This window comes from Streptomyces sp. NPDC026062, from assembly GCF_055568375.1.
In genome coordinates, this window is the sequence record NZ_JBVHOQ010000027.1 from 1 (window position 1) to 20,899 (window position 20,899).

The 20,899-nt window shown below is 71.2% G+C and carries 22 protein-coding genes and 1 tRNA gene; 9 read left to right on the forward strand and 14 right to left on the reverse strand.

The annotated features are described in order from the left end of the window. Positions 1–243 precede the first annotated feature (243 nt). Both ACZ4LX_RS23710 and ACZ4LX_RS23715 read right to left on the reverse strand, forming a co-directional pair. Positions 244–1,089, reverse strand: coding sequence for a MurR/RpiR family transcriptional regulator (locus ACZ4LX_RS23710; protein WP_467647527.1), 846 nt, complete (start codon positions 1,087–1,089; stop codon positions 244–246). Between the two features lie 204 nt (positions 1,090–1,293). Next, positions 1,294–1,650 (reverse strand): MarR family winged helix-turn-helix transcriptional regulator, encoded by a 357-nt coding sequence (locus ACZ4LX_RS23715; RefSeq protein ID WP_467647530.1) that lies wholly within the window; start codon positions 1,648–1,650, stop codon positions 1,294–1,296. Here ACZ4LX_RS23715 and ACZ4LX_RS23720 point away from each other — a divergent pair. Further along, on the forward strand, positions 1,649–1,999 hold the full coding sequence (locus ACZ4LX_RS23720) for a hypothetical protein (protein WP_467647532.1): 351 nt from the start codon (positions 1,649–1,651) through the stop codon (positions 1,997–1,999). The two genes, ACZ4LX_RS23715 and ACZ4LX_RS23720, sit on opposite strands and share 2 nt — an antisense overlap. A gap of 172 nt (positions 2,000–2,171) precedes the next feature. Next, a complete protein-coding gene (locus ACZ4LX_RS23725; protein ID WP_467647535.1) occupies positions 2,172–2,597 on the forward strand; it encodes a hypothetical protein in 426 nt (141 codons plus the stop codon). Positions 2,598–2,718: 121 nt separating this feature from the next. Here the strand turns inward: ACZ4LX_RS23725 and ACZ4LX_RS23730 are convergent, their stop codons facing one another. Further along, complete coding sequence (locus ACZ4LX_RS23730) at positions 2,719–3,480, reverse strand: SDR family oxidoreductase (RefSeq protein ID WP_467647538.1); 762 nt, start codon at positions 3,478–3,480, stop codon at positions 2,719–2,721. 147 nt (positions 3,481–3,627) lie between these two features. On the opposite strand from ACZ4LX_RS23730, the gene ACZ4LX_RS23735 reads away from it, so the two are divergent. Next, on the forward strand, positions 3,628–4,536 hold the full coding sequence (locus ACZ4LX_RS23735; RefSeq protein ID WP_467647540.1) for a helix-turn-helix transcriptional regulator: 909 nt from the start codon (positions 3,628–3,630) through the stop codon (positions 4,534–4,536). Positions 4,537–4,836: 300 nt separating this feature from the next. Here ACZ4LX_RS23735 and ACZ4LX_RS23740 read toward each other — a convergent pair whose 3' ends face one another. Continuing rightward, complete coding sequence (locus ACZ4LX_RS23740) at positions 4,837–6,249, reverse strand: cystathionine beta-synthase (protein WP_467647544.1); 1,413 nt, start codon at positions 6,247–6,249, stop codon at positions 4,837–4,839. A 155-nt stretch (positions 6,250–6,404) separates the two neighbouring features. Here ACZ4LX_RS23740 and ACZ4LX_RS23745 point away from each other — a divergent pair, with 155 nt between their 5' ends. The 3 genes from ACZ4LX_RS23745 (at position 6,405) to ACZ4LX_RS23755 (ending at position 10,066) form a co-directional block, all read left to right on the forward strand. Next, positions 6,405–7,529, forward strand: coding sequence for an SGNH/GDSL hydrolase family protein (locus tag ACZ4LX_RS23745; protein ID WP_467647711.1), 1,125 nt, complete (start codon positions 6,405–6,407; stop codon positions 7,527–7,529). 120 nt (positions 7,530–7,649) lie between these two features. Continuing rightward, complete coding sequence (locus ACZ4LX_RS23750) at positions 7,650–8,870, forward strand: acetyl-CoA C-acetyltransferase (RefSeq protein ID WP_467647547.1); 1,221 nt, start codon at positions 7,650–7,652, stop codon at positions 8,868–8,870. A 356-nt stretch (positions 8,871–9,226) separates the two neighbouring features. Continuing rightward, complete coding sequence (locus ACZ4LX_RS23755; protein WP_467647715.1) at positions 9,227–10,066, forward strand: hypothetical protein; 840 nt, start codon at positions 9,227–9,229, stop codon at positions 10,064–10,066. Positions 10,067–10,250: 184 nt separating this feature from the next. On the opposite strand, the gene ACZ4LX_RS23760 is transcribed toward ACZ4LX_RS23755, so the two are convergent. The 3 genes from ACZ4LX_RS23760 to ACZ4LX_RS23770 form a co-directional block, all read right to left on the reverse strand. After that, entirely contained in the window at positions 10,251–10,568 is a 318-nt protein-coding gene (locus ACZ4LX_RS23760) for a hypothetical protein (protein ID WP_467647549.1), read from the reverse strand. Positions 10,569–10,756: 188 nt separating this feature from the next. Then, positions 10,757–11,644 carry a Bax inhibitor-1/YccA family protein gene (locus ACZ4LX_RS23765; protein ID WP_467647552.1) on the reverse strand — a complete coding sequence of 296 codons (888 nt, stop codon included), beginning with the start codon at positions 11,642–11,644 and terminating at the stop codon, positions 10,757–10,759. A gap of 125 nt (positions 11,645–11,769) precedes the next feature. Beyond that, on the reverse strand, positions 11,770–12,366 hold the full coding sequence (locus tag ACZ4LX_RS23770; protein ID WP_467647556.1) for a DinB family protein: 597 nt from the start codon (positions 12,364–12,366) through the stop codon (positions 11,770–11,772). A gap of 274 nt (positions 12,367–12,640) precedes the next feature. On the opposite strand from ACZ4LX_RS23770, the gene ACZ4LX_RS23775 reads away from it, so the two are divergent. Continuing rightward, positions 12,641–13,576 carry an aldo/keto reductase gene (locus ACZ4LX_RS23775; RefSeq protein WP_467647560.1) on the forward strand — a complete coding sequence of 312 codons (936 nt, stop codon included), beginning with the start codon at positions 12,641–12,643 and terminating at the stop codon, positions 13,574–13,576. A gap of 20 nt (positions 13,577–13,596) precedes the next feature. Further along, a complete protein-coding gene (locus ACZ4LX_RS23780; protein WP_467647719.1) occupies positions 13,597–13,944 on the forward strand; it encodes a MerR family transcriptional regulator in 348 nt (115 codons plus the stop codon). 139 nt (positions 13,945–14,083) lie between these two features. Here the strand turns inward: ACZ4LX_RS23780 and ACZ4LX_RS23785 are convergent, their stop codons facing one another. From ACZ4LX_RS23785 to ACZ4LX_RS23810, 6 genes are all read right to left on the reverse strand, one after another. Beyond that, complete coding sequence (locus tag ACZ4LX_RS23785; RefSeq protein WP_467647564.1) at positions 14,084–14,461, reverse strand: DUF4259 domain-containing protein; 378 nt, start codon at positions 14,459–14,461, stop codon at positions 14,084–14,086. Positions 14,462–14,566: 105 nt separating this feature from the next. Continuing rightward, on the reverse strand, positions 14,567–14,980 hold the full coding sequence (locus tag ACZ4LX_RS23790; RefSeq protein WP_467647567.1) for a DUF3592 domain-containing protein: 414 nt from the start codon (positions 14,978–14,980) through the stop codon (positions 14,567–14,569). A 9-nt stretch (positions 14,981–14,989) separates the two neighbouring features. Next, complete coding sequence (locus ACZ4LX_RS23795) at positions 14,990–15,439, reverse strand: hypothetical protein (RefSeq protein WP_467647570.1); 450 nt, start codon at positions 15,437–15,439, stop codon at positions 14,990–14,992. Positions 15,440–15,621: 182 nt separating this feature from the next. Next, the gene (locus ACZ4LX_RS23800; RefSeq protein ID WP_467647573.1) at positions 15,622–16,212 is read right to left on the reverse strand and encodes a hypothetical protein; all 591 of its coding nucleotides are present in this window, start codon (positions 16,210–16,212) and stop codon (positions 15,622–15,624) included. A 25-nt stretch (positions 16,213–16,237) separates the two neighbouring features. Continuing rightward, the gene (locus tag ACZ4LX_RS23805) at positions 16,238–17,794 is read right to left on the reverse strand and encodes a hypothetical protein (protein ID WP_467647576.1); all 1,557 of its coding nucleotides are present in this window, start codon (positions 17,792–17,794) and stop codon (positions 16,238–16,240) included. A gap of 277 nt (positions 17,795–18,071) precedes the next feature. Further along, positions 18,072–19,217, reverse strand: a complete 1,146-nt coding sequence (locus ACZ4LX_RS23810) for a PP2C family protein-serine/threonine phosphatase (RefSeq protein ID WP_467647579.1) — start codon at positions 19,215–19,217, stop codon at positions 18,072–18,074. 219 nt (positions 19,218–19,436) lie between these two features. On the opposite strand from ACZ4LX_RS23810, the gene ACZ4LX_RS23815 reads away from it, so the two are divergent. Next, on the forward strand, positions 19,437–20,177 hold the full coding sequence (locus tag ACZ4LX_RS23815; protein ID WP_467647582.1) for a coenzyme F420-0:L-glutamate ligase: 741 nt from the start codon (positions 19,437–19,439) through the stop codon (positions 20,175–20,177). 464 nt (positions 20,178–20,641) lie between these two features. Here ACZ4LX_RS23815 and ACZ4LX_RS23820 read toward each other — a convergent pair. Continuing rightward, a tRNA-Leu gene (locus ACZ4LX_RS23820) sits at positions 20,642–20,724 on the reverse strand. Positions 20,725–20,899 lie beyond the last annotated feature (175 nt).

Genomic DNA, 20,899 nt, shown 5'->3' on the forward strand with positions numbered 1-20,899 from the left:
AACGACGAACATCGACCCGGGTACTACTGCGTACCGGCGGAACGTTCGTCGTTCGAGGAGACGCCCCGGAGGGGCACCGGACCCCCACCCACCGGAACAAGGCGAACCCCGCAACGCGGAGCGACCCGCACCCACGGGGCGACCCGCACACACCAAGCCCGTCCGGCGATTGAGGACGGAACCCCACGCCCCGGACCGGGACAAGGCCAAAGCCACCCGCTGCCGCCCGCCCAAGGGCAACGGTCACTCCACGAACAGCCCCCGGGCCACAGCCCCCGCGTCGAACTCCTCCAGGCGGGCCTGCGCGTCGGGCAGGGCGTCGCACATGGCCTCCAGCAGCACGCGCCCGAGCAGCATCGGCGCGCACGCGGTGTCGAAGGCGAGCCCGGTCCCCACGGCGGCCGGGATCAGCAGATCGCTGTGCCGGGCCACGGGGGCGAAGGCGGAGTCGGCGACCGACACCACGGTCAGGCCCTGGTTCCGCGCGTGGCCGAGCGCGTCCACGACCTCGCGGGGGTGGCGGGGCAGCGCGAAGCAGATCAGCGCACTGGCACCGGCCCGCCGGGCCGCGTCGATCCGGTCGTGCAGCATGCTGCCGCCCTCGTCGAGCACCCTGACGTCGGGGTGCACCTTGGCGGCGAAGTACCCGAACCCCCGGGCCTGGGAGGACGCGGCGCGCAGCCCGAGCACGAGCAGCGGGCGTGAGGCGGCGAGCAGTCTTCCGGCCCGCTCGACGGGGCCCGGGTCGGCGAGCAGTTCGGCGAGGTGGCGCAGGTTCTCGATCTCGCCGAGCACCGCCTGCTGGTACTCGTTGCGCACGTCCTCCCCGTCGCTCTCGGCAGTTCCGGCCGGGGCGACCTCGCGCAGGTGCTTGCGCAGCGCGGGATAGCCGTCGAAGCCGAGGGCGACGGCGAACCGGGTGACGGAGGGCTGGCTGACCCCGGCCAGTTCGGCCAGTTCCACGCTGGAGAGGAACGGGGCGTCACCGGCCCGGCGCACCATCGAGTGCGCGATGCGCCGCTGCGTGGGTGTGAGCCTGCGCCCCTCGAACAGCTGCTGCAGACGTGCGCCCTGGCTGCTCCCGCTCATCCTGTCCCCTCGGTAGACGGTTCGCCGGGATCCTGCACCGACGAATCCATTCAGCCAGCAAGCCGTCTGCATGTCCATATGCAGCCGGGCGGGGCACGGGGCCGATCTTCGTGAGGCCCGGCGCGGGTGCCGGCCCTCGTACGGCCACCCGCTCGGACGCCCCGGCCACCCGGAGGCCCCCGCCCGCACCGAGGACCCCGGCCGTCAGCCGGGCAGGCCGGCCCGCTCGGCGAGTACGGCGAGAGCGTCGCGCAGCCCGGCCACCGACGCGGCGTCCAGGCCTGCCGTCAGCTCCTCATCGAGGGCGGCGGCCGTCGACGCGCAGAGGTCGAGCAGTTCACGCCCTCTGGCGGTGAGGGTGAGGATCTGACGGCGGCGGTCGCCGGGGTCCCGCTCCCGGCCGACCGCGCCCAGCTCTTCGAGATGGTCCGCGAGGCCGACGACCAGGCTCGGAGTGACCCGCATGGTGCGGGCGATCTCCTGCTGCGAGGCGGCGGCGCCGCTGGCCAGCACTGCCATCAGCCCGGCGTGTTTGGGCTTGAGCGGTCTCAACGCGGTCATGGCGGTGGCTTCGGCGGCCGCGGCCGTGGCCGGGGTTGTGCGCCCCACGCTCGTCCTCGGTCCCGGCGCGGAGCCGACAGCCGGGCTACAGCTCTACGCCGAGGCGTACGCGGTCCGCGCCGTCCCGCTCGCCGCCGCGGTGCTGTACCTGCTGCGCGGCGAAGGCCGCGGACTGGTCCCGGTCCTCGCGGTGGCGGGCACGGCCCAGCTCGGTGATGTGTACATCGGCGGCAGCCGGGGGATCACCGGCATGGCCGTCGGCGGAGCGCTCGCGGCGGGCACCCACCTCGCCTCCGCATGGTGGCTGAACCGCCGCACCGGCCCCCGCACCCTGCGGCCGGCTCTTTAAGGGGCGACGGAGGACCGCGACCCCGGAATGGCCGCACGCGTCCCGGGGCCGGGTCCGTCCTCCGGCCCCCCCGCCCCGGCTCGGACTCCGGGGCCGGGTCCGTCCTCCGGCCCCCGGAAACAGGGGGGCTAGCCCCACTGACCCGGCCGCCCCCGCTTCGTACCGTGGAACGATGGACGCACCCGACACCGAGCTCAAGAAGGAGCTCAACGCCACCCTTCAGGCCCGAGGCGAGCTTGGGGCCGAGTACGAGTCCGCGCTCGTCGAGTCGTTTCTGGAGAAGGTCGAGCAGCGGCTCGACAGCACCCTCGACCGACGGGTCCGGCGGCATCTCGCGGAGCAGCAGGTCGTCGTCGCGCGCGGGGCCCGCGCTCCGGAGCCGCTGCTGGGCAACTTCGGTGAGCGCTTCGGGTTCGCGATCATCACGCTGGTCCTGGCGATCCCGCTGTCCGCGATCGGGGTGGCCAACGCGGGGATCGAGGGACTCGCCGTGACCTGGCTCGGGATCGTCGGGGTGAACGCCTTCCAGGCCGCGCACGGCGGACGGCTGTTCCGGCGCCGGGACGAGCGACGGACGGCGTCCGACTGGGACAACTGAGACGGCTGGGACGACAGAGCGGAGGGCTCATGGGGCGGCCGCCCCGGAGTGACGGACCGTCGGCCGGATGCGCGCACCGGCGCCACGCGTCAGCACCCGGCCTCGGTCCGTATGACGGGTCCTACGCCTGCCGGGTCGGCAGGACGACCAGCTGGCGCAGGTTGATGTGGCGCGCGCGGCTGGTCGTGTAGGCGATCAGGTCGGCGATCTCGTCGCTCGACAGTCCCCCGAGCGCGTCGAACATGCCGTCGAGCCGGCCGCTCAGCTCCGCGTTGTCGATGTGTCCGGCCAGTTCGGATTCGGTGAGGCCGGGCTCGATGTTCGTGACGCGGACGTCGCGCGGCCCGAGTTCGGTGCGCAGCGAGGCCGACAGATGGGTGAGCGCGGCCTTCGTGGCGCCGTACACCGCGTAGTCGGGGAAGGTGATGTGCGCGCCGATCGAGGAGATGTTGACCAGGTCGGCGGTGCGGCCGTCGGCGGCGGCTGCCACCAGGTCGGCCGTGAAGACCCGGATGACGCGCAGGGCGCCGGTCACGTTGGTGTCGAGCATCCGCTGCCACTCGTCGGCGCGGCCCGCGTCCACCGGGTTCGGCAACATCACCCCGGCGGCGTTGACCACCAGGTCCACCCGGCCGAACTCCGCGTGCACCCGCTCGGCGGCGGCGTCCACGGAGGCCTGGCCGGTGACGTCGGTGACCACGGCGAGCGCCTGCCCGCCCTTGGCGGTGATCTCGGCCGCCAGCTTCTCCAGCCGCTCCGCGCGGCGGGCCAGCAGTGCCACCCGGACCCCCTGGGCGGCGAGCAGCCGGGCGGTCGCGTTCCCCATGCCGCTGGCGGCTCCGGTGATGACGGCGGTGCGGCCTGCGAGCGTTCCGTACGACATGTGGGTGCTCCTTGACGCGGTTCTGCCGGGGCGTCCGCTCCGGCCGGTCCCCACTCTGTGACGGCGCGCGGCCGCCACCCAGGGATGCGTCTTTCCTGGGTCCGGCAGTACCAGGCCGGGAGACGGCCGGTCTTCTACGATCGCGGCATGGACGGCGACCTCGGAGACTTCCTCCGCTCACGACGTGCCCGTATCCAACCCGAGGACGTGGGGCTGAACTCGTACGGCAGAAGGCGTGTCCCCGGGCTCCGGCGCGAGGAGGTCGCCCAGCTCGCCGGGGTGAGCGTCGACTACTACATCCGGCTGGAACAGGGCCGGGGCCCCAGCGTCTCGGACGCCGTGCTCGACGCGATAGCCCGGGTGCTCCGGCTGGACGGGACCGAGCACGGCTATCTGCGCACGGTGGCCCGTCCCGGGACACGTAGGGCAACGCCTCCCGCGCAGCGTGTGCGGCCGGGGCTGCGACTGCTCCTGGACTCGTTCGACCGGGCGCCCGCCTTCCTTCTGGGCCGCCGGATGGACGTCCTGGCGTGGAACGCGCTGGGCGACGCGGTCGTCGGCTTCTCCCGGATGCCGGCCGCCGAGCGCAACATGCCGCGCCAGACGTTCCTGGAGCCGTCGGCCCGGGAGCTGTACCCGGACTGGCCGGCCGTCGCGGCGGAGACGGTCTCGTATCTGCGACTGGACGCGGGCCTGCACCCCGACGACAAGCGGCTCGCCGCCCTGGTCGGCGAACTGTCCTTGAAGAGCGAGGACTTCCGCCGACTGTGGGCGGATCACCAGGTGAGGGCGAAGACCTACGGCGTGAAGCGGATCGACCACCCGGTCGTGGGCGCGCTGACGCTGCCGTACGAGACGCTCGGCGTGCCCGGCGACCCCGGTCAGTCCCTGGTGGTCTACACCCCGGAGCCCGGTTCGGAGACGGCGGAGCGCATCGCGCTGCTGGCGAGCTGGGCGGCAGCACAGCGGACGGATGACGAAGGAGGTGACGAAAACGGGGGCGAGGACGGGGACGGGGACGGGGAGCACGAGGGCCCGCGTGGTCTCCGCGCATAGATGTGTCGCGGGGACCGCCGCACCCCCGGTTTCCCAGGGGGCGGGACGACGGCGGTCCCCGCGAAGGACGCAATCCGGGTCAGGGCCGGTCTCGCATCCGGGCGACGGTGGAGGTCCGGGAGCCGCTCCGTAGTCCGTGTCGCCGTTCGGGTGCCGACGGGTTTCCCTGCCGACACCCACTAATCTGCCCGAGCCGTGTTAAGCCGGTGCTGCGCGTACGTGTCGTGCGCGTACCGTTTTCACGAAGCGCGCGTTCCGTCCCGGGCGGGCCCGCGTTCCGTTCCGGGCCCGGCGTTCCGTCTACGGGTGGGCGGACGTGGCCGTCGTGTCCCTGGCGAGGAATGCCAGCAGGTCCTGCCGGCTGACGACGCCCTTCGGCTTGCCCTCCACCAGCACGATCGCCGCGTCGGCCGCGCCCGTGCCGCCGAGCACCGCCATCAGGTCCTCGACCGGTTCGCCGGAGCCGACCTGCGGCAGCGGCGGGGACATGTGCTTCTCCAGCGGGTCGGTGAGCGAGGCCTGCTGGGCGAAGAGCGCGTTCAGCAGCTCCCGCTCGACGACCGAGCCGATGACCTCGGCGGCCATCACGTCCGGGTGCCCGGCCCCGGGCTTCACGATGGGCATCTGCGAGACGCCGTACTCGCGCAGCACGTCGATCGCCTCGCCGACGGTCTCCTCCGGGTGCATGTGGACGAGTGTGGGGATCGGACCCGCCTTGTGGTCGAGGACGTCGGCGACGCGGGCGGACGGGCCGGTGTCCTCCAGGAAGCCGTAGTCGGCCATCCACTCGTCGTTGAAGATCTTCGAAAGGTAGCCTCGGCCGCTGTCCGGCAGCAGGACGACGACCACGTCGTCGGGCCCGAGCCGCTTCGCGACCTCCAGGGCGCCCACGACCGCCATGCCGCAGGAACCGCCGACCAGCAGCCCCTCCTCCTTGGCGAGGCGGCGGGTCATCTGGAAGGAGTCCTTGTCGGACACGGCGACGATCTCGTCCGTGACCGTCCGGTCGTACGCCGACGGCCAGAAGTCCTCGCCGACGCCCTCGACCAGATACGGCCGTCCGGAGCCGCCCGAATAGACCGAGCCCTCCGGGTCCGCGCCGATGACCTGGACGGCGCCGCCGCTGGCCTCCTTGAGATAGCGGCCGGTGCCGCTGATCGTGCCGCCGGTGCCGACGCCCGCCACGAAGTGGGTGATCTTCCCGTCCGTCTGCTCCCAGAGCTCGGGACCGGTGGTCTCGTAGTGGGAGCGCGGGTTGTTCGGGTTGGAGTACTGGTCGGGCTTCCAGGCGCCCGGCGTCTCACGGACCAGCCGGTCGGAGACGTTGTAGTACGAGTCCGGGTGTTCGGGGTCGACCGCCGTCGGGCAGACGACGACCTCGGCCCCGTAGGCGCGCAGCACGTTGATCTTGTCCGTGGACACCTTGTCCGGGCAGACGAAGACGCACTTGTAGCCCTTCTGCTGCGCGACGATCGCCAGGCCCACGCCCGTGTTGCCGCTCGTCGGCTCGACGATCGTGCCGCCGGGCCGCAACTCGCCGCTCTGTTCGGCTGCCTCGATCATCCGCAGGGCGATCCGGTCCTTGACCGATCCGCCGGGGTTGAAGTACTCGACCTTGGCCAGGACCGTCGCCTGGATGCCGGCCGTCACACTGCGCAGCCTCACCAGCGGGGTATTGCCTACGAGGCTGATCATCGAATCGTGGAATTGCACCGTGTACTCCGGGGTCTCCGAGATGGTGCGGCAAGAGTATGCGTATGGGCACGAGATTGGGCGAAGCGATTGAACAACTGCCCCTTGGGGGCAGTTAGCTCTGTGTACGGCGGTACTGCGACGAGGAGGTGGACCGGACTGTGTCGAGGGCAAGGGTGGCACGGCGGATCGCGGCGGGCGCGGCCTACGGCGGTGGCAGCATCGGGCTGCTGGGCGCTGCGGCGGCAGGCGTCCTGCTGGCGGAGGTCCAGCTGGCGAAGCGGCAGGTGGGCGGCGGTATCGCACCGGTCCCGCCGAGCGCGGACGGGCGGTACGGGGTGGCCTTCGCCGGGTCTTCGGACCCGCTGCGGTTCGGGCTGCTCGGGGATTCCACGGCGGCCGGGCAGGGGGTGCGGCGGGCCGGGCAGACCCCGGGGGCGCTGCTCGCCTCGGGGCTGGCGGCGGTGTCGGAGCGGCCGGTGGATCTGCGCAACGTCGCGCAGCCGGGCGCCCGGTCGGACGATCTGGAGCGGCAGGTCTCGTTGCTGCTCGCGGACCCGTCCCGGGTGCCGGACGTCTGCGTGATCATGATCGGTGCGAACGACGTGACGCACCGGATGCCCGCCACCCAGTCGGTGCGCTGTCTGACGACGGCGGTGCGCAGGCTGCGTACGGCGGGGGCCGAGGTCGTCGTGGGCACCTGCCCGGACCTGGGCACGATCGAGCCGGTCTACCAGCCGTTGCGGTGGATGGCCCGGCGGGTGAGCCGGCAGCTGGCGGCGGCCCAGACGATCGGTACGGTGGAACAGGGCGGACGCACGGTGTCGCTCGGGGACCTGCTGGGCCCGGAGTTCGAGGCGAACCCTCGCGAGCTGTTCGGCCCGGACAACTACCACCCGTCGGCGGAGGGCTACGCGACGGCCTCGATGGCGGTCCTGCCGACGCTCTGCGCGGTGCTGGGCCTGTGGCCGGAGACCGACCGGCTGGACGGCGCCCGGCGCGAGGACATGCTGCCGGTGGCCAAGGCGGCCTCCCAGGCGGCCAGGGAGGCCGGTACGGAGGTCACCGGGGCCCGGGCGCCCTGGGCGCTCCTCAAGCACCGCAGGCGGCGGCGTCTGCCTGCGGCGACGGAGCCTCACCCGCACCCGGAGACGCAGGGGGAGGCGGGCGGCTCGACCCGGGTGGAGCCGCACCCGGGTACGGACACGGGCACCTCGCCCCGGCGCGTCCGAGGGCGGCGGCCCGGCGCCCCGGCACCCGGGTCCGCGCCCCGGCCCTCCGGTGCGGACCCGGCGAACTGAGCGGTCGCTTAGAAAAGAGGCCCGCATCACATGCCCGGTCGGGTGACCTCTGCGGGTACGTCCGGGTAACTTCCAGAGCAGTCCTGCCAGACAGCCTTCCAGCCCTCATGGAGCCGTGTGATGCCCGAAGCCGTGATCGTCTCTGCCGCCCGTTCGCCCATCGGCCGGGCCTTCAAGGGTTCACTGAAGGACCTGCGCGCGGACGACCTGACCGCCACGATCATCCAGACCGCCCTCGCCAAGGTCCCCGAGCTGGACCCGAGGGACATCGACGACCTGATGCTCGGCTGCGGCCTCCCCGGCGGCGAGCAGGGCAACAACCTGGGCCGCATCATCGCCGTACAGATGGGGATGGACCACCTCCCCGGCTGTACGGTCACGCGCTACTGCTCGTCCTCCCTCCAGACGAGCCGCATGGCGCTGCACGCCATCAAGGCCGGCGAGGGCGATGTCTTCATCTCCGCCGGTGTCGAGATGGTGTCCCGCTTCGCGAAGGGCAACTCCGACAGCTGGCCGGACACCCACAACCCGCTCTTCGCCGACGCCGAGGCCCGCACCGCGGCCCGCGCCGAGGAGTCGGGAGCGAGCTGGCACGACCCGCGCGAGGACGGCCTCGTCCCGGACGCGTACATCGCGATGGGGCAGACGGCGGAGAACCTGGCCCGGACCAAGGGCATCACCCGTCAGGACATGGACGAGTTCGGCGTCCGGTCGCAGAACCTCGCCGAGGAAGCCCTGAAGAACGGCTTCTGGGAGCGTGAGATCACTCCGGTGACCACCCCGGACGGCACGGTGGTCTCCAAGGACGACGGCCCGCGTGCGGGTGTCTCCCTGGAGGGCGTGCAGGGTCTGAAGCCGGTCTTCCGCCCCGACGGCCTGGTCACGGCCGCCAACTGCTGCCCGCTCAACGACGGCGCCGCGGCGCTCGTGATCATGTCCGACACCAAGGCGCGCGAGCTGGGCCTGACCCCGCTGGCGCGGATCGTCTCCACCGGCGTCTCGGGCCTCTCCCCCGAGATCATGGGCTACGGACCGGTCGAGGCGAGCAAGCAGGCGCTGAAGCGGGCCGGGCTGACGATCGACGACATCGACCTGGCCGAGATCAACGAGGCGTTCGCCGCCCAGGTGATCCCGTCCTACCGCGACCTGGGCCTGCCGCTGGACAAGGTCAACGTCAACGGCGGCGCCATCGCCGTCGGGCACCCCTTCGGCATGACCGGCGCGCGGATCACCGGCACGCTGATCAACAGCCTGCAGTTCCACGACAAGCAGTTCGGCCTGGAGACCATGTGCGTGGGCGGCGGCCAGGGCATGGCGATGGTCATCGAGCGACTGAGCTGAGCCCCTCCGAAGGCGGCAGGCACCGAACGCGGCAGTGACGCTCCGGATTCACCGGATCACCCGCCACCGGCGCCCGCCGGGCCCACACCGCCCTCCGGCCACTTCGGCCGGACGGAGTGGCCGGTTCCGAGCCCCGACCGTGACCGAATCTCCCCCAGGATGTGACCTATCTCCTGGGGGAGACTCATTCCTGCAGGTCACACCAGCATCAGGGTTTAACCCCAGGTCCAAAGACCTGTCCAATTCGTGACGTAATGCACTGACACATGGTGCCGCTACAGGACAAGCTGATGTAGGAAGTCGGGGGATCGATTGAAACCGGGAGTACGTCAGTGAGCGCCATGTCTCTTGCCCTGTTGCTGACCACCACCGCTGCCACGGCCGTGGGCGCCGCCTCTCTGCATGCCGCTCACGGGCTGCGCCGACAGGTGTCCGCCCTGCGGAGCGAGCTGGCCGACGGCCGCGCCCACAGCGCCGCCGTACCCGCCCAGAGCCGTGGCGAGGCCACTCCTGTCGCCGAAATACGCGCGGCGGTCGCCGAGGCGCTGGCCGAGGAGCGGGAGCGCGAGCTCGCCGAGGCCCGGGCCTTCTGGGCGACCCAGGAGGCGCGTGACGCCGCCGACGCCCCGTCCCTGCTGGGCGGTCTGGCCGGGCTGGGCGAGGACGCCCCGTTCTTCATGCCGCGCCAGAGCGACTTCACCGGGCTGGAGTCGATGGACCTCGACGCCACCGAGGCGTTCGAGGAACTGACCGAACTGGCCGAGCTGACGGAACTGGCCGACATGGCCGAGCTCCCGGAGACGGCCGAGTTCGCCGAGGACTCCCCCGAGCTGGCCGCGGCACGCCGCCGCCACCCCTCGCACCCGGACTTCGTACCGGTACAGACTCCCGTGGTCACCGATCACGAGCGCACGGTGAACCGCCTGGAGGAACTGGCCGACAGCCGGACCGAGCTCGCCGATGTGCGCCCCGGCCCGCTCGGCACGCTCGACGTGTACGTCTTCGCCGACGGCACCACGCTCTGTATGACCCCCGGCCACCGCGAGACGGCCGAGCAGCTGGCCGCGTCGATGCGGGCCGGTGAGCGCCCCGTGCTCCTGGGCGGTTCCGGCGTCTCGGGCGCCTACGCGCTGACCTTCTCGTGCGGCAAGGACAACGTCTACATACTGGCCGACCGCGTCATCGCGAGCTTCTAGCCGGCCCGCTGACCGGTCTCCGGCCCCACCCCTGGTACAGCGGCTCTCGCCGGCCGCTGCCGGTCCAGGACCTCGCGCGCGATCCCCTCGGCGCACCCGACCCGATCGAACGCCCGCGCGCCCTCATCGCCCGAACGAACGCCCGCACCCACCACAGGGACGAACGCCCGCCCGCGCGCACCGCTCAAGCGAACGCCCGCGCGGCCGCTTCCCCGACGAACCGCACGGCCTCGTCCAGCTCCACGGACGGGGCCATTTCCAGTGCCACGGCCAGATCGCGCCCCGCGACAGCGAGTTGGTCACCGATGGCGAAGATCCCGGCGTCCGGCATGATCCTCGGTTCCCGCTCCGGCGCCTCGACGCGCTGGGCCCGCACCGCGAGCTCCCTGGCCGCGGCCAGCCCCTCGGCCGCCGCACCCCGCTGGAGTCTGCTCTGCGGGGCGGCGCGCAGCCGGTCGGCGAATCGGTCCACGGCGGTGATCAGGGGCGTCGTATCAAGCACCCCGCGACCCTACGCGCCCCTCCCGGACGGTTGCCAACGGACCGATGCCACAGCCCACCGCCCGGTCGTCATCCCCTCCGGCCCCGTCCCCGTGCCCGTGCCCGTCCCCATCCCCGTACAACAGAATCGGCCCGCAGGCTCCGTCCTTCCGGAGCCTGCGGGCCGATTCACGTATCCGTCGCGGGGGACTAGTCGTCGCCGCTGAGGATGGAGAGCAGACGCAGCATCTCCAGGTAGATCCACACCAGGGTCATGGTGAGGCCGAAGGCCGCCAGCCAGGACTCCTCGCGCGGAGCGCCGTACGCGATGCCGTCCTCGACCTGCTTGAAGTCCAGGGCCAGGAAGCACGCGCCGAGGATGATGCCGATGACACCGAAGAGGATGCCGAGGCCGCCGCTGCGGAAGCCCAGGCCGTCACCGCCGCCGAACACGGAGAACAGCAGGTTGACCACCATGAGGAGCATGAAGCCCATGGCGGCGGCCATCACGAAGCCGTAGAACCGGCGGGTCACACGGATCCAGCGCATCTTGTACGCGAGCAGCACACCGGCGAAGACACACATGGTGCCCATCACCGCCTGCATCACGACGCCCGGTCCGATGTAGGTGCTGACCGCGCTGGAGATGACCCCGAGGAACACGCCCTCGAAGGCCGCGTACGCGATGATCAGCGCCGGGACGGGCGTGCGCTTGAACGACTGGACGAGCGACAGCACGAAGGCGATCAGCGCGGCGCCGATCGCAATGCCGTACGACTTGCCGATGTTGGCCTCGTCGACCGGCAGCAGGGCCCAGGCGAGCGCGGCGCCGAGCACGACCGTGCCCAGCGTCAGCCCGGTGCGGGTGACGACATCGTCGATCGTCATCACACCGGAGCGCGCCGGCGCCTGCGGGGCGCCGTACTGGGTGTCCTGCTGGGCATAGGGGTTGGTGGCGTACGGGTTCGGGGCGGTGCCCTGTGCGTACGGGTTGGCACCCGCTGCGGGGGCCCCGGCCTGCGGTGACGCGTTGAAGCCCGCGTGACCGTTGTCGCGGCTGAATCCCCGTCGCGAGAAGACCGGGTTGCTGCTCCTCATCTCACTCCTCCATGGCCACCCAGCGTGGCCTTCCCACAAGAGTAATGGGTAGGCAAAGCAAACTCCCTAGTGCCAGGGGAGGATCTTTCATCGATTACCGGCAGCAGACCGACGGCCTCCGGCCCTCAGCGCCCGGAGGCCTCCCGGGCGGCCCGCTCCACCCGTTCCCGGTGGTCCGCCCATCCGGCCGCATCGCCGGGGGCCATGTTGCGGCCCGCCTTCCGCTGCCCGGTGTCCCCGTCGACCAGTTCCCGGACGATGTCGGCGTGCCCGGCATGGCGCTGGGTCTCGGCGACCATGTGGACGAGGACCCGGTGAAGGGTCAGCTCCTTGCCCTCGCCCCCGGGGAGCCGGCCGGTCGCGTCGAGGTCCAGCGCATCGATCGTCGCGTCGGAGTGGGCCCACACCCGGCGGTACCGTGCGACGATCCCGTCACGGGTCTCGTCGGCCGTCGCCCACAGGTCCGCGTTCGGCTCGGCGTCGCCGGCGATCCAGAGGTCCGGCGAGTCGGCCGGCCGGCCGAAGACATCGCCGAAGTAGAAGCCCTCGGCTCCGGTGACGTGTTTGACCAGGCCCAGCAGATTGGTGCCGGTGGAGGTCATGGGCCGGCGGACGTCGTACTCCGACAGCCCCTCCAGCTTCCACAGGAACGCGTCGCGGGCGTCCTGCAGATATACGTGCAGGTCCTTCTTGTGATCGGCCCTCTGGCACGTCCCCGTCATGCGGTCACTCTGCCGGACGTCCGGTCCGCGCCCAACTGCTTTCCGTACGGGCGGCCTCACGCGGCGAGCCCCTGCCCCCGCCCCGGCCGAGGGCAAGCAGGCAGGCGGGCGAGCGGGCGAGCGTGCGGGCGGGCGGGCGGGCGGGCGGGCGGGCGGGCGGGCGGGCGGGCGGGCGGGCGGGCGGGCGGGCGGGCGGTGAGGAACGAGGCCGGGTCCGGGACCGTTCCTCACGATCGCTTGACCTGGAGCGCGCTCCAGATCCGAGGATGGCGCCATGGACACCAACGAACCCCAGATCGTCCTCGGCACCATGGACTTCGGCACCCGCGTCGCTCCGGACCGGGCCTTCGCGATCCTCGATTCCTTCGTCGCCGGCGGCGGGGTCTGGCTCGACACCGCGAACTGCTACTCCTTCTGGAACGACCCCGCCGGTGTCGGCGGCGCCAGCGAGCGTGTCATCGGCGCGTGGCTCCGGGCCCGCGCCGGCGCGCGCGACACCGTCAGGATCGCGACGAAGGTCCGTCACAACCCGCTCGTCGCGCACGCGCCGGAAAGCGCCGAGGGGCTCTCGGCGCGCGCCGTTCACGCCGGTGTGGAGGAGAGCCTGAGCCGGCTCGGAGTCGATCACGTCGATCTGCTCTGGGCGCACGCCGAGGACCGGGACGTTCCGCTCGAGGAGACGGTCGGCGCCTTCGGTGAACTGGTCGCGAAGGGGGTGACTCTGCGGGTCGGGGCGGCGAACCACGCCGCCTGGCGCGTCGAGCGAGCCCGGTCACTGGCGCGGGAGCGGGGCGTGGAACCGTGGACCTGCCTGCAACTGCGGCACTCGCTCACCCAGCCCCGGCCGCTCACCCCCGTCGCGGAGGGCGGCCACCGCATGCTCGCGGCCGAGGATCTCGACCTCGCGCGGTCGGAGGGGCTCGCCGTGTGGTCGTACAGCTCCCTGATGTGGGGTTCGTACGTACGCGAGGACAAGCCGCTTCCGTCGACCTACGATCACCCCGGAACCACCCGGGTCCTCACGGTCCTGGACGATGTGGCCGACGAGCTCGCGGCCACGAGGAACCAGGTCGTCCTCGCCTGGCTGATGCGGCAGGGGATCGATCCCATCGTCGGCACGAGCCGGGTGGCGCAGATCGAGGAGGCCCTCGCCGCACGCCGTGTGCGGCTCGGGGACGCGCACCTGGCCCGCTTCGCCGAAGCGCGGTAGGGGCAGTGACGGAAGGAACCCTGATGACCCTCACCCCGGCGGTTGCCGCCGACCGCACCGGCGTCTCCATAGACACACTGCGGTACTACGAGCGTGAAGGGCTCATCGGCCCGATCCGGCGCTCAGGAGGCGGACGCCGGGAGTACACCGAGGACGACGTCTTCTGGATCGGTCTCGTCACCTGCTTCCGCGATGCCGGGCTCGGCATCGCGGACCTGCGGGACTTCGTCGCCCTCCTGCGCGCCGAACAGCCCCCGCAGGAGCGGGTCGCCTTCCTCCGCGAGCGCCGTACCGCCCTGGAACAGCGGGTGACGGCGCTGCACCGGGCCATGCAGGTCCTCGACGACAAGATCGCCTACTACAGCTGAGCAACGGGCGCGCTGCCCTGCGGTGTTGTCGGCGCGATACGCGATACGCGGCACGAGGGCACAGGGGCACGGGGAGGCAGGGTGGCACGGCCACCCGGAGCGGCAGCGCGGCGCCCGGCGGGTGCCGCGCCGGGCGTCACTACGCCGCTGCTGCCGCCGCCGACGCCTCGGCCAGACGCTCGAACGTCTCGTTGAGGACCTTCCGGCGCTCGACCTTGTACGTCGCGTCCGGCTCCAGGCCGTCGATCGTCTCCTCCCACACCGCGAGGAACGTCTTCTGCCACGACCTGATCAGCTCGGGCGCCGGAAGGGTCACCCCCACCCAGCCCTGCCGGTCCAGGACCAGCAGCAGCTCCAGATTGCAGGGGACGGTCACGCCCCCGTACTCGTCCGGTTCGAGCTCCACCGGATCGCCTGCCATCATCTCGGTCACCTCGGCCACCAACCGGCCCGCCAGGTCCCCGAGACGGTCGGCCGCCGTGTCACTGTCGAAGTTGCCCGCGCCCCACGTGCCCACTGTTCCGCCTCCGCGTTGTGCGTTGCCGCCCGCCGTCTCTTCGCTACGTCATCACAGCAGAGGGCACTGACAGCCAGGAGGAGCATCAACCGGCGTGACAGCCGGTCAGTCGAACAGGTTCTGCGGGAAGTCCGTGAGGAACATCAGCAGCACCAGCCCCATCAGCAGCAGGGAGACGGCCCCCTCGGTCAGCGCCGCGCGCGGGGTGCCCGCGAGGGTCGCCGTCCGGTGCGGGTCCGCGGGGTCGTAGCGGACCATGACCCGGGCCCCTTCGAGGAAGCGTTTGCCTCCGCCGTCGCGGAACTCGATCCACTCCCCGCTCCGTGCGGTGAACGCGAACACGTACCAGGCCCGCCGGTCGCCCGTGGAGCCCGTCGCCGAGTCCCGCTCGTACACCCGGATGCAGCGCGCGGGCGCGGTCACGCCGGAGCGTGCGCCGCGCAGTTGCTGCACGGTCCGGCCCAGGGACCTGAGCGCCGCGAGCGCGACGACACCGGTGATGACGAGCGAGGTGTCCATGGAGACCTTCTAACCGTTGCGCAGCCTGTCGACGAGGAAGCCCACCGCACAGCCAACCACCAGGACGACCAGTTGCACCAGGAACGTGAGGACGGTGAGGTCGCCGCCCTGCGAGAAGAAGATCACCAGTTGCAGGGCGACGGCCGGGGTGAACGCCGCGACCCAGTGCCGTACCCGTGACTCCCGCGACGCTCCCTGGTGCAGGGCCGCCGCGATCCAGGTGCCCAGGGCGACGCAGGCAGCGGACGGCAGGTGGAGCAGCAGAATGGTGCGGACCGGTGAGTCCATGGTGGAGACGTCGTCGCCGGTGATGATGTCCCAGACGAGCATGGCGAGCGCCAGCTGCGTCATCAGCATCACGACGATGCCCGCGGCCCAGGGGATCATGAAGTCCAGCAGTCGCGGCCGGTCGTCGCCGGGTGCGGGGGCGTATCCGCGGTGTACGTCGTATCGGGACATTCGGCTGCCTCTTCGTCGTCGCCCGACGCCTCGGGCGCTGCTTCACCCTGGACCGGGGCTCTGCTTCATCGTGGACTCGGGCCCTGCTTCATCCTGGACTCGGGCCCTGCCTGCACTGCTCCACCCGGAACCGGGCACTGCCTCACCCTGGAGGGGCGCTGCGTCACGCCTCCCCCCGGGCGCTACTTCACCTGGATGCTCTCGACGATCTTCGTCCGGTCGGCCTCGCTGAGCTTGCCTTCCTGGGCATCGATGCGGACGGAGTAGATCTTCCCGTCGGAGTCGACGCCCGTGATGACCACGCCGTCGACCGTCGCGCCCTTCGGTGGCGACTGCGGCACCCCTGTACCCGTATAGGTGAAGTCGATGCGCTTGGCATCCTTCGCACCCGCGATGCCCGCGTCCTTCGTGCTCTTCACCTCGGTGGTCGCCATGAGGAGTGCCCGGCCGACCGAGGCCGCGTCGTCCCCGGTCGAGGCGTCGGCGAAGCCGCTCTGGATCGACACCTTCACCGTGGGCCGGCCGCTCTCGCTCCGCAGGGCGGCGGCGTCGTTGAGCTTGCCGCGCTCCGCCGCGCTCTGCTGGACGAGACCGGCCGGGTGGACCAGCGACACCGTCGGTCCGGCGAGCTTCTTCCAGCCGCTCGGCACGGCGGATGCGGCCTGGTCCGAGCCCTCCTCACCGCCGCACGCGGTGAGCATCAGACCGGCGGTGAGTGCTGCGGTGGCGACGGCGACGGTCCGCACGGTCCGCCGGACAGAAAGCTTGGTCATGATCACGTCTCCTTGTACCGCTGGATCATTTCGCACAGTAGCTGTACGGGAAGAACGAGCGCCGGCCGTCGGAGGGGGCCCCCAGGAACTCCGCCTTCGTCAGCCGCTTCTGCGACTCGGAGGTGGTGTAGGCGCCGTTGATGCCGGCGACTTCCAGGTTGATGTCGAGGCCGATCTCCTCGGACGAGGAGGAACCGTCGTACTCCTGCTTGCTGACCTGGCCGTGGTTGAAAGCGTAGTGGCCGAACGGGTCGCCCGCGCCCGGGTCCTCGGTCGGTACCGGGGTGCCGGTGAAGAGGTAGTTGAAGGCGCTGTTCATGCCCTGGCCGGAGAACATCTGGGCCTTGATGGCGTCGGACTCGGCCTTGGACATGTTCTTGTCGTCGAGGGGGACGGTGGTGGTGATGACCTGGGTCGTCGTTCCGCCGCCCTTCGCGTTGCCGTTCACATCACCCTTGAGACCGGCGTTGGCCTCCGCCTTGCCTTCCAGGGTCCGCGTCATCGTGATGCTCTTCACCTTGCCGGTCTTGCTGTCGACCGTGACGGTGATGGCACCGGCCGCCGAACCGGCGGCCTCCGCACCCGCCTTGACCGGACCGGCCTCGCCCTTCGCGTACGCACCGCCGGTGGCCTTGGCCTGGTAGGTGTACGAGTCTGTGTTGTTGATGTGGTTCTGCGTCAGCGTGACTTCCTGGGCCTCGGAGATCTTGAGGCCGGCCTCGGCGGTGGCGCCGGGCTTGGGAGCCGGGGTGGTCGTGCCGTCGGCGTTCGTCGTGTCGGGGGCGTTCATGCCCGCGCCGAACTGGAACCCGGCCTGCGCGGCGACTTCGAGGCTGATCTTCTGCGTGGTGATGTGCTTGTTGCCGAGCTTGTCCTCGATGCTCTGCTTGAGGCGGCTCTCATGGGCCTTCGGCCCCTTGCCGAACCAGCTGGCTATCTCGGTGGAACCGCCCACGATCGGGCTGAGGTTGGAGAGCTTGTTCAGCCGGCTGAGCTTCTTGTACTCCTGGAGGTCCTTGCGGAACTGGTCCGCCTCCTCCTGGCTGTCGAAGACCCAGGTGTCGCCCGTCGTGACGGTGAGACCGGCGGCGATCTCCACCTTGTCCTTGCCCACGTCCCCGATCTTGATCCGGCCCTTGGGCTTCTCCGTGCCCTTGATCGAGCCGGCGTCGGTGAAGGTGAGCGAGACCTGCTCGTCGTTGTCGTCGATCTTGCCGTCTTTGTTGACGTCCGTCTTCGCCCTGCTCGTCGTCTCCTCGAAGCCGAACTCGCCGCCGAACTCGACACCGAGCGTCTCGAACGAGACCCCGAACTTGCCGCCCTGCGTACCGGCCTTGGTGACCGTGGCACAGGTGAGGGGCTCGAACTCGGCGTTGGGATCGCCGCCCGCCTCGCCGCCTTCCCCGCCCGCGCAGGCCCCGCCGCCCATGACGGAGGAGATGGCGCACGAGAACCGTTCACTGACCGGCCCTGCGAGGCCGGTCACCAGCAGGGCGCCCACGATGGCCACGGCGACCATGACCATGCCGACGTACTCCAGGGCGGATCCGCCCCGGTCGCCCCATGCACCGCGCGAGGACATGGCCCCCCGACACCTCGTCCGTGGCATGTTTATGTCCTCCCCGATGGCCTCAGGGGTCGGAGGCTACGAGAGGTGCAGGTGTGCGGGCACGGGCCCGTGGGCCCAAATACGGGGCCCCTTTACGGACGTACGAGCGAATGAATGTGGGCCCAACGGGTCTCGGAGACGGCCCCCGCCGGGGCATCGCCGACGCGGTCCGGGGCAGACGGCGGGTGGCGGACAGCGGACAGCGGATCGGCACACTCCCCCGGTGCACGGCGGGCGGTGCGGCTCCGCCCTACGGTGCCCGGTGCGGGGCGCGGCGTATGGCGAGGACGGCCAGGTCGTCCTGTTGCGTTGCCTCGGTGAAGTCGCGCATGTCGTCGATGAGTGAACTGATCAGCCGTCCGGCGGTGATGTCGACGCGGCCGCCGAGACGTTCCTCCAGCGGATAGAAGGCACCGTCGGGCGACCGGGCCTCCGTCAGACCGTCGGTGCACAGCAGCAGCGTGGCCCCGGCGGGGAAGGGGAACCAGGCCACCGTGCGTGGTTCGTCGACCAGACTCGCCAGCCCCAGCGGCACATGTTCCTCCCCCGCGCCGACTTCGGTGACCGAACCCTCGTGCAGCAGATAGGGCGGGATGTGGCCGCATCCGACGACCTGGGTGTCGGTGCCCGCGTCGACACCCAGGACAAGTGCGGTGACGAACCGTTCGGGCTCGCCGCGCTGTCCGGCGTAGTCGTTGTGCCGGACGACCGCCGCCTCCAGTGCGTCGACGAGCGCGGTCACGGTCGGCTCGCGGTGGGCCGCCTCGCGGAACGCTCCGACCACGTCGATGGCCATGCCGATGGCGGCCAGCCCCTTCCCCTGGACATCGCCGATCATCACCCGGGTGCCCCAGGGCGTGGCCACCACGTCGTAGATGTCGCCCCCGACGAGCTTGTCCTGTTGCAGCGGCTCGTAGACGCCGTCGACGAGGACATCGTCGGTGAGCAGCGGGAGCGGCCGCAGGATCTGCCTCTGCATCGCCGCCGCGGTCGACCGCAGGCTCACCAGCGCGCCCTCACGCACGATGCGTACCCGGGATCCGTAGACGGCCAGCGCGCCGAAGCCGACGGCGAACAGCGTCAGAATCACCCGGTCGAGGATCCGTCCCCCGGTCTGGAAGATCACAGGTGCGACGACGACAAGGCTCACCCACACGGAGACCAGCGCCGTCTGCCCCGGGCTGCACAGTGCCGCGGTGAACGCGGGCAGGAACACCAGCAGGCCGAGGAGCAGCACCGCGGTCCCGGTCAGCAGCCCGAAGACGACCACCACCGCCGTCGTGACCAGCGTTGCCAGGACGACGCTGCCGGTCGACGGCGTACGGATGGCCGTGACGTCGTCCTCGTTCGACGAGCCCCGGGCCGAGGGCAGCGCGGCGCGCACCGGACGGAACATGCGGGAACCTCCAGCGGCGGAGTGGCCGACGCGTGCACGTGCCGCACACGGCAGCGGACGGGGAGATCCCGATCATCCCTTCGGGCCGAGGAGGTGACCGGAGCCGGGCCGAGGCTCCGCCCAAAGTGCCTCCGTTCGAGTGGCGCCCCCGCACTGTCGTATGCTCTCCGCCGCCCACGACCACCTCCGCACCGCCCTCTCCCCAGCAGCAGGAGCACCGTGACCGCCACACCCCCCACCACCTCCGGGTTCTCCGCGTTCGGCCTGGAGCCCTTCCCCGAAGTCCGGCCGGGTGACGACCTCGCGACCACCATCACCACGGTGCTGTCCCAGAACGGAACCGCCCTGCTCGACGGAGACGTGGTGGTCGTCGCGAGCAAGATCGTGTCGATCTCGGAGGACCGCTACGTGGACCTGGCCGACGTCACACCCTCCGACGAGGCCCTGGAGCTGTCGGCCCGAACGGGCAAGCCCGCGACGGTGGTCCAGCTCATCCTGGACCACTCCACCACGCACTTCCTGGCCACGGAGCGGGGGCCGATCATCGCCCAGCACCGGCTCGGCCACCTGCTGACGTCGGCCGGGATCGACCGAGCCGGTGACAAGGGGGCATGGCTGCTCCCCGAGGACCCCGACGCCTCAGCCCGCGCGCTGCGCGACGCCCTGGTCACTCACACCGGCGCGACCGTCGCCGTAGTCGTCGCCGACTCCGACGGCCGCGCGGACCGACGCGGGGCCACATGCATCGCCGTCGGGGCCGCCGGAGTCGCACCGCTGCGAGTCACCGAGCACGACGCGAAACGGCAGGAGGAGACCCAGGTCGACATGATCGCCGCAGCTGCCGGGCTGATCCTCGGCCAGCGCGGACGCGGCGTCCCCGTCGCGATCCTGCGCGGCATCAACTACGGCTCCTCGGACGCGGGCGTGGCGGCGATCCTGCATCACGCACCGGCCCGGTAGGAGCCACCGGGCGCACGGCCCGACCCGGTCCGCGTACCTCGGAGCACACATATGAGGTGGGCCGTCAGAACCAGCAGCAGAGCAGTCCGTCCTCCCCAGTCCGAACGTACTCGCTTCAGCCCGGCCGGTACCGGGCGTTGCCGGTCCACATCGCTATCGCTGCCGCCATGTCCGCGTACGCTCGCAGCGCCGCCAGGGGCGCATCCCCGCGGGCCCGAAACCAGCACGCCCAGGACTCCGCCTCCGCCGTGCTGTGCCGCTCGCTCTGCGAATCTCCGGCACGGGAGCCACTCAGGCAACACTTGACCTGATAGCCGGTGACCTCTCCGGCCCTGTACCTTCGCTCCGCGATGTACGTCATGGGCCGACCGTAGGGAACGGTGCGCCCGCCGTGCGCCCCATACCCGAAGAAGGGATGGGCCCAACCGACCGCTCTCCCAGTTCAACCCGCGCGACAAGTTGAGTGCCCGGAGCCGGACTCGAACCGGCACGCCCCCGAGGGGCAGCGAGGTTTAAGCTCGCCGTGTCTGCATTCCACCATCCGGGCTTGGCGCGCGGCTCCGCGTTGGCACATGACCCTATCCGGGGGCTCACCCTGAGCAGACGGACAGTGGCTCGATGTTGTCTTATTTTATTGATCGCTTGAGGGTGCGTCAGCACACCCGGGAGGCATAGTCACACGCCTGGGCGGGTGTCGGGCGCGGCGGCCTCGTATCCGAATT

What these genes read in the sequence shown, in the direction of transcription:
- ACZ4LX_RS23810 (WP_467647579.1), bottom strand. Translation starts at nt 19,217, where the DNA reads ATGTTCCGTCCGGTGCGCGCCGCGCTGCCCTCGGCCCGGGGCTCGTCG.
- ACZ4LX_RS23720 (WP_467647532.1), top strand. Translation starts at nt 1,649, where the DNA reads ATGGCGGTGGCTTCGGCGGCCGCGGCCGTGGCCGGGGTTGTGCGCCCC.
- ACZ4LX_RS23805 (WP_467647576.1), bottom strand. Translation starts at nt 17,794, where the DNA reads ATGTCCTCGCGCGGTGCATGGGGCGACCGGGGCGGATCCGCCCTGGAG.
- ACZ4LX_RS23730 (WP_467647538.1), bottom strand. Translation starts at nt 3,480, where the DNA reads ATGTCGTACGGAACGCTCGCAGGCCGCACCGCCGTCATCACCGGAGCC.
- ACZ4LX_RS23795 (WP_467647570.1), bottom strand. Translation starts at nt 15,439, where the DNA reads ATGTCCCGATACGACGTACACCGCGGATACGCCCCCGCACCCGGCGAC.
- ACZ4LX_RS23800 (WP_467647573.1), bottom strand. Translation starts at nt 16,212, where the DNA reads ATGACCAAGCTTTCTGTCCGGCGGACCGTGCGGACCGTCGCCGTCGCC.
- ACZ4LX_RS23775 (WP_467647560.1), top strand. Translation starts at nt 12,641, where the DNA reads ATGGACACCAACGAACCCCAGATCGTCCTCGGCACCATGGACTTCGGC.
- ACZ4LX_RS23735 (WP_467647540.1), top strand. Translation starts at nt 3,628, where the DNA reads ATGGACGGCGACCTCGGAGACTTCCTCCGCTCACGACGTGCCCGTATC.
- ACZ4LX_RS23750 (WP_467647547.1), top strand. Translation starts at nt 7,650, where the DNA reads ATGCCCGAAGCCGTGATCGTCTCTGCCGCCCGTTCGCCCATCGGCCGG.
- ACZ4LX_RS23770 (WP_467647556.1), bottom strand. Translation starts at nt 12,366, where the DNA reads ATGACGGGGACGTGCCAGAGGGCCGATCACAAGAAGGACCTGCACGTA.
- ACZ4LX_RS23790 (WP_467647567.1), bottom strand. Translation starts at nt 14,980, where the DNA reads ATGGACACCTCGCTCGTCATCACCGGTGTCGTCGCGCTCGCGGCGCTC.
- ACZ4LX_RS23710 (WP_467647527.1), bottom strand. Translation starts at nt 1,089, where the DNA reads ATGAGCGGGAGCAGCCAGGGCGCACGTCTGCAGCAGCTGTTCGAGGGG.
- ACZ4LX_RS23725 (WP_467647535.1), top strand. Translation starts at nt 2,172, where the DNA reads ATGGACGCACCCGACACCGAGCTCAAGAAGGAGCTCAACGCCACCCTT.
- ACZ4LX_RS23715 (WP_467647530.1), bottom strand. Translation starts at nt 1,650, where the DNA reads ATGACCGCGTTGAGACCGCTCAAGCCCAAACACGCCGGGCTGATGGCA.
- ACZ4LX_RS23765 (WP_467647552.1), bottom strand. Translation starts at nt 11,644, where the DNA reads ATGAGGAGCAGCAACCCGGTCTTCTCGCGACGGGGATTCAGCCGCGAC.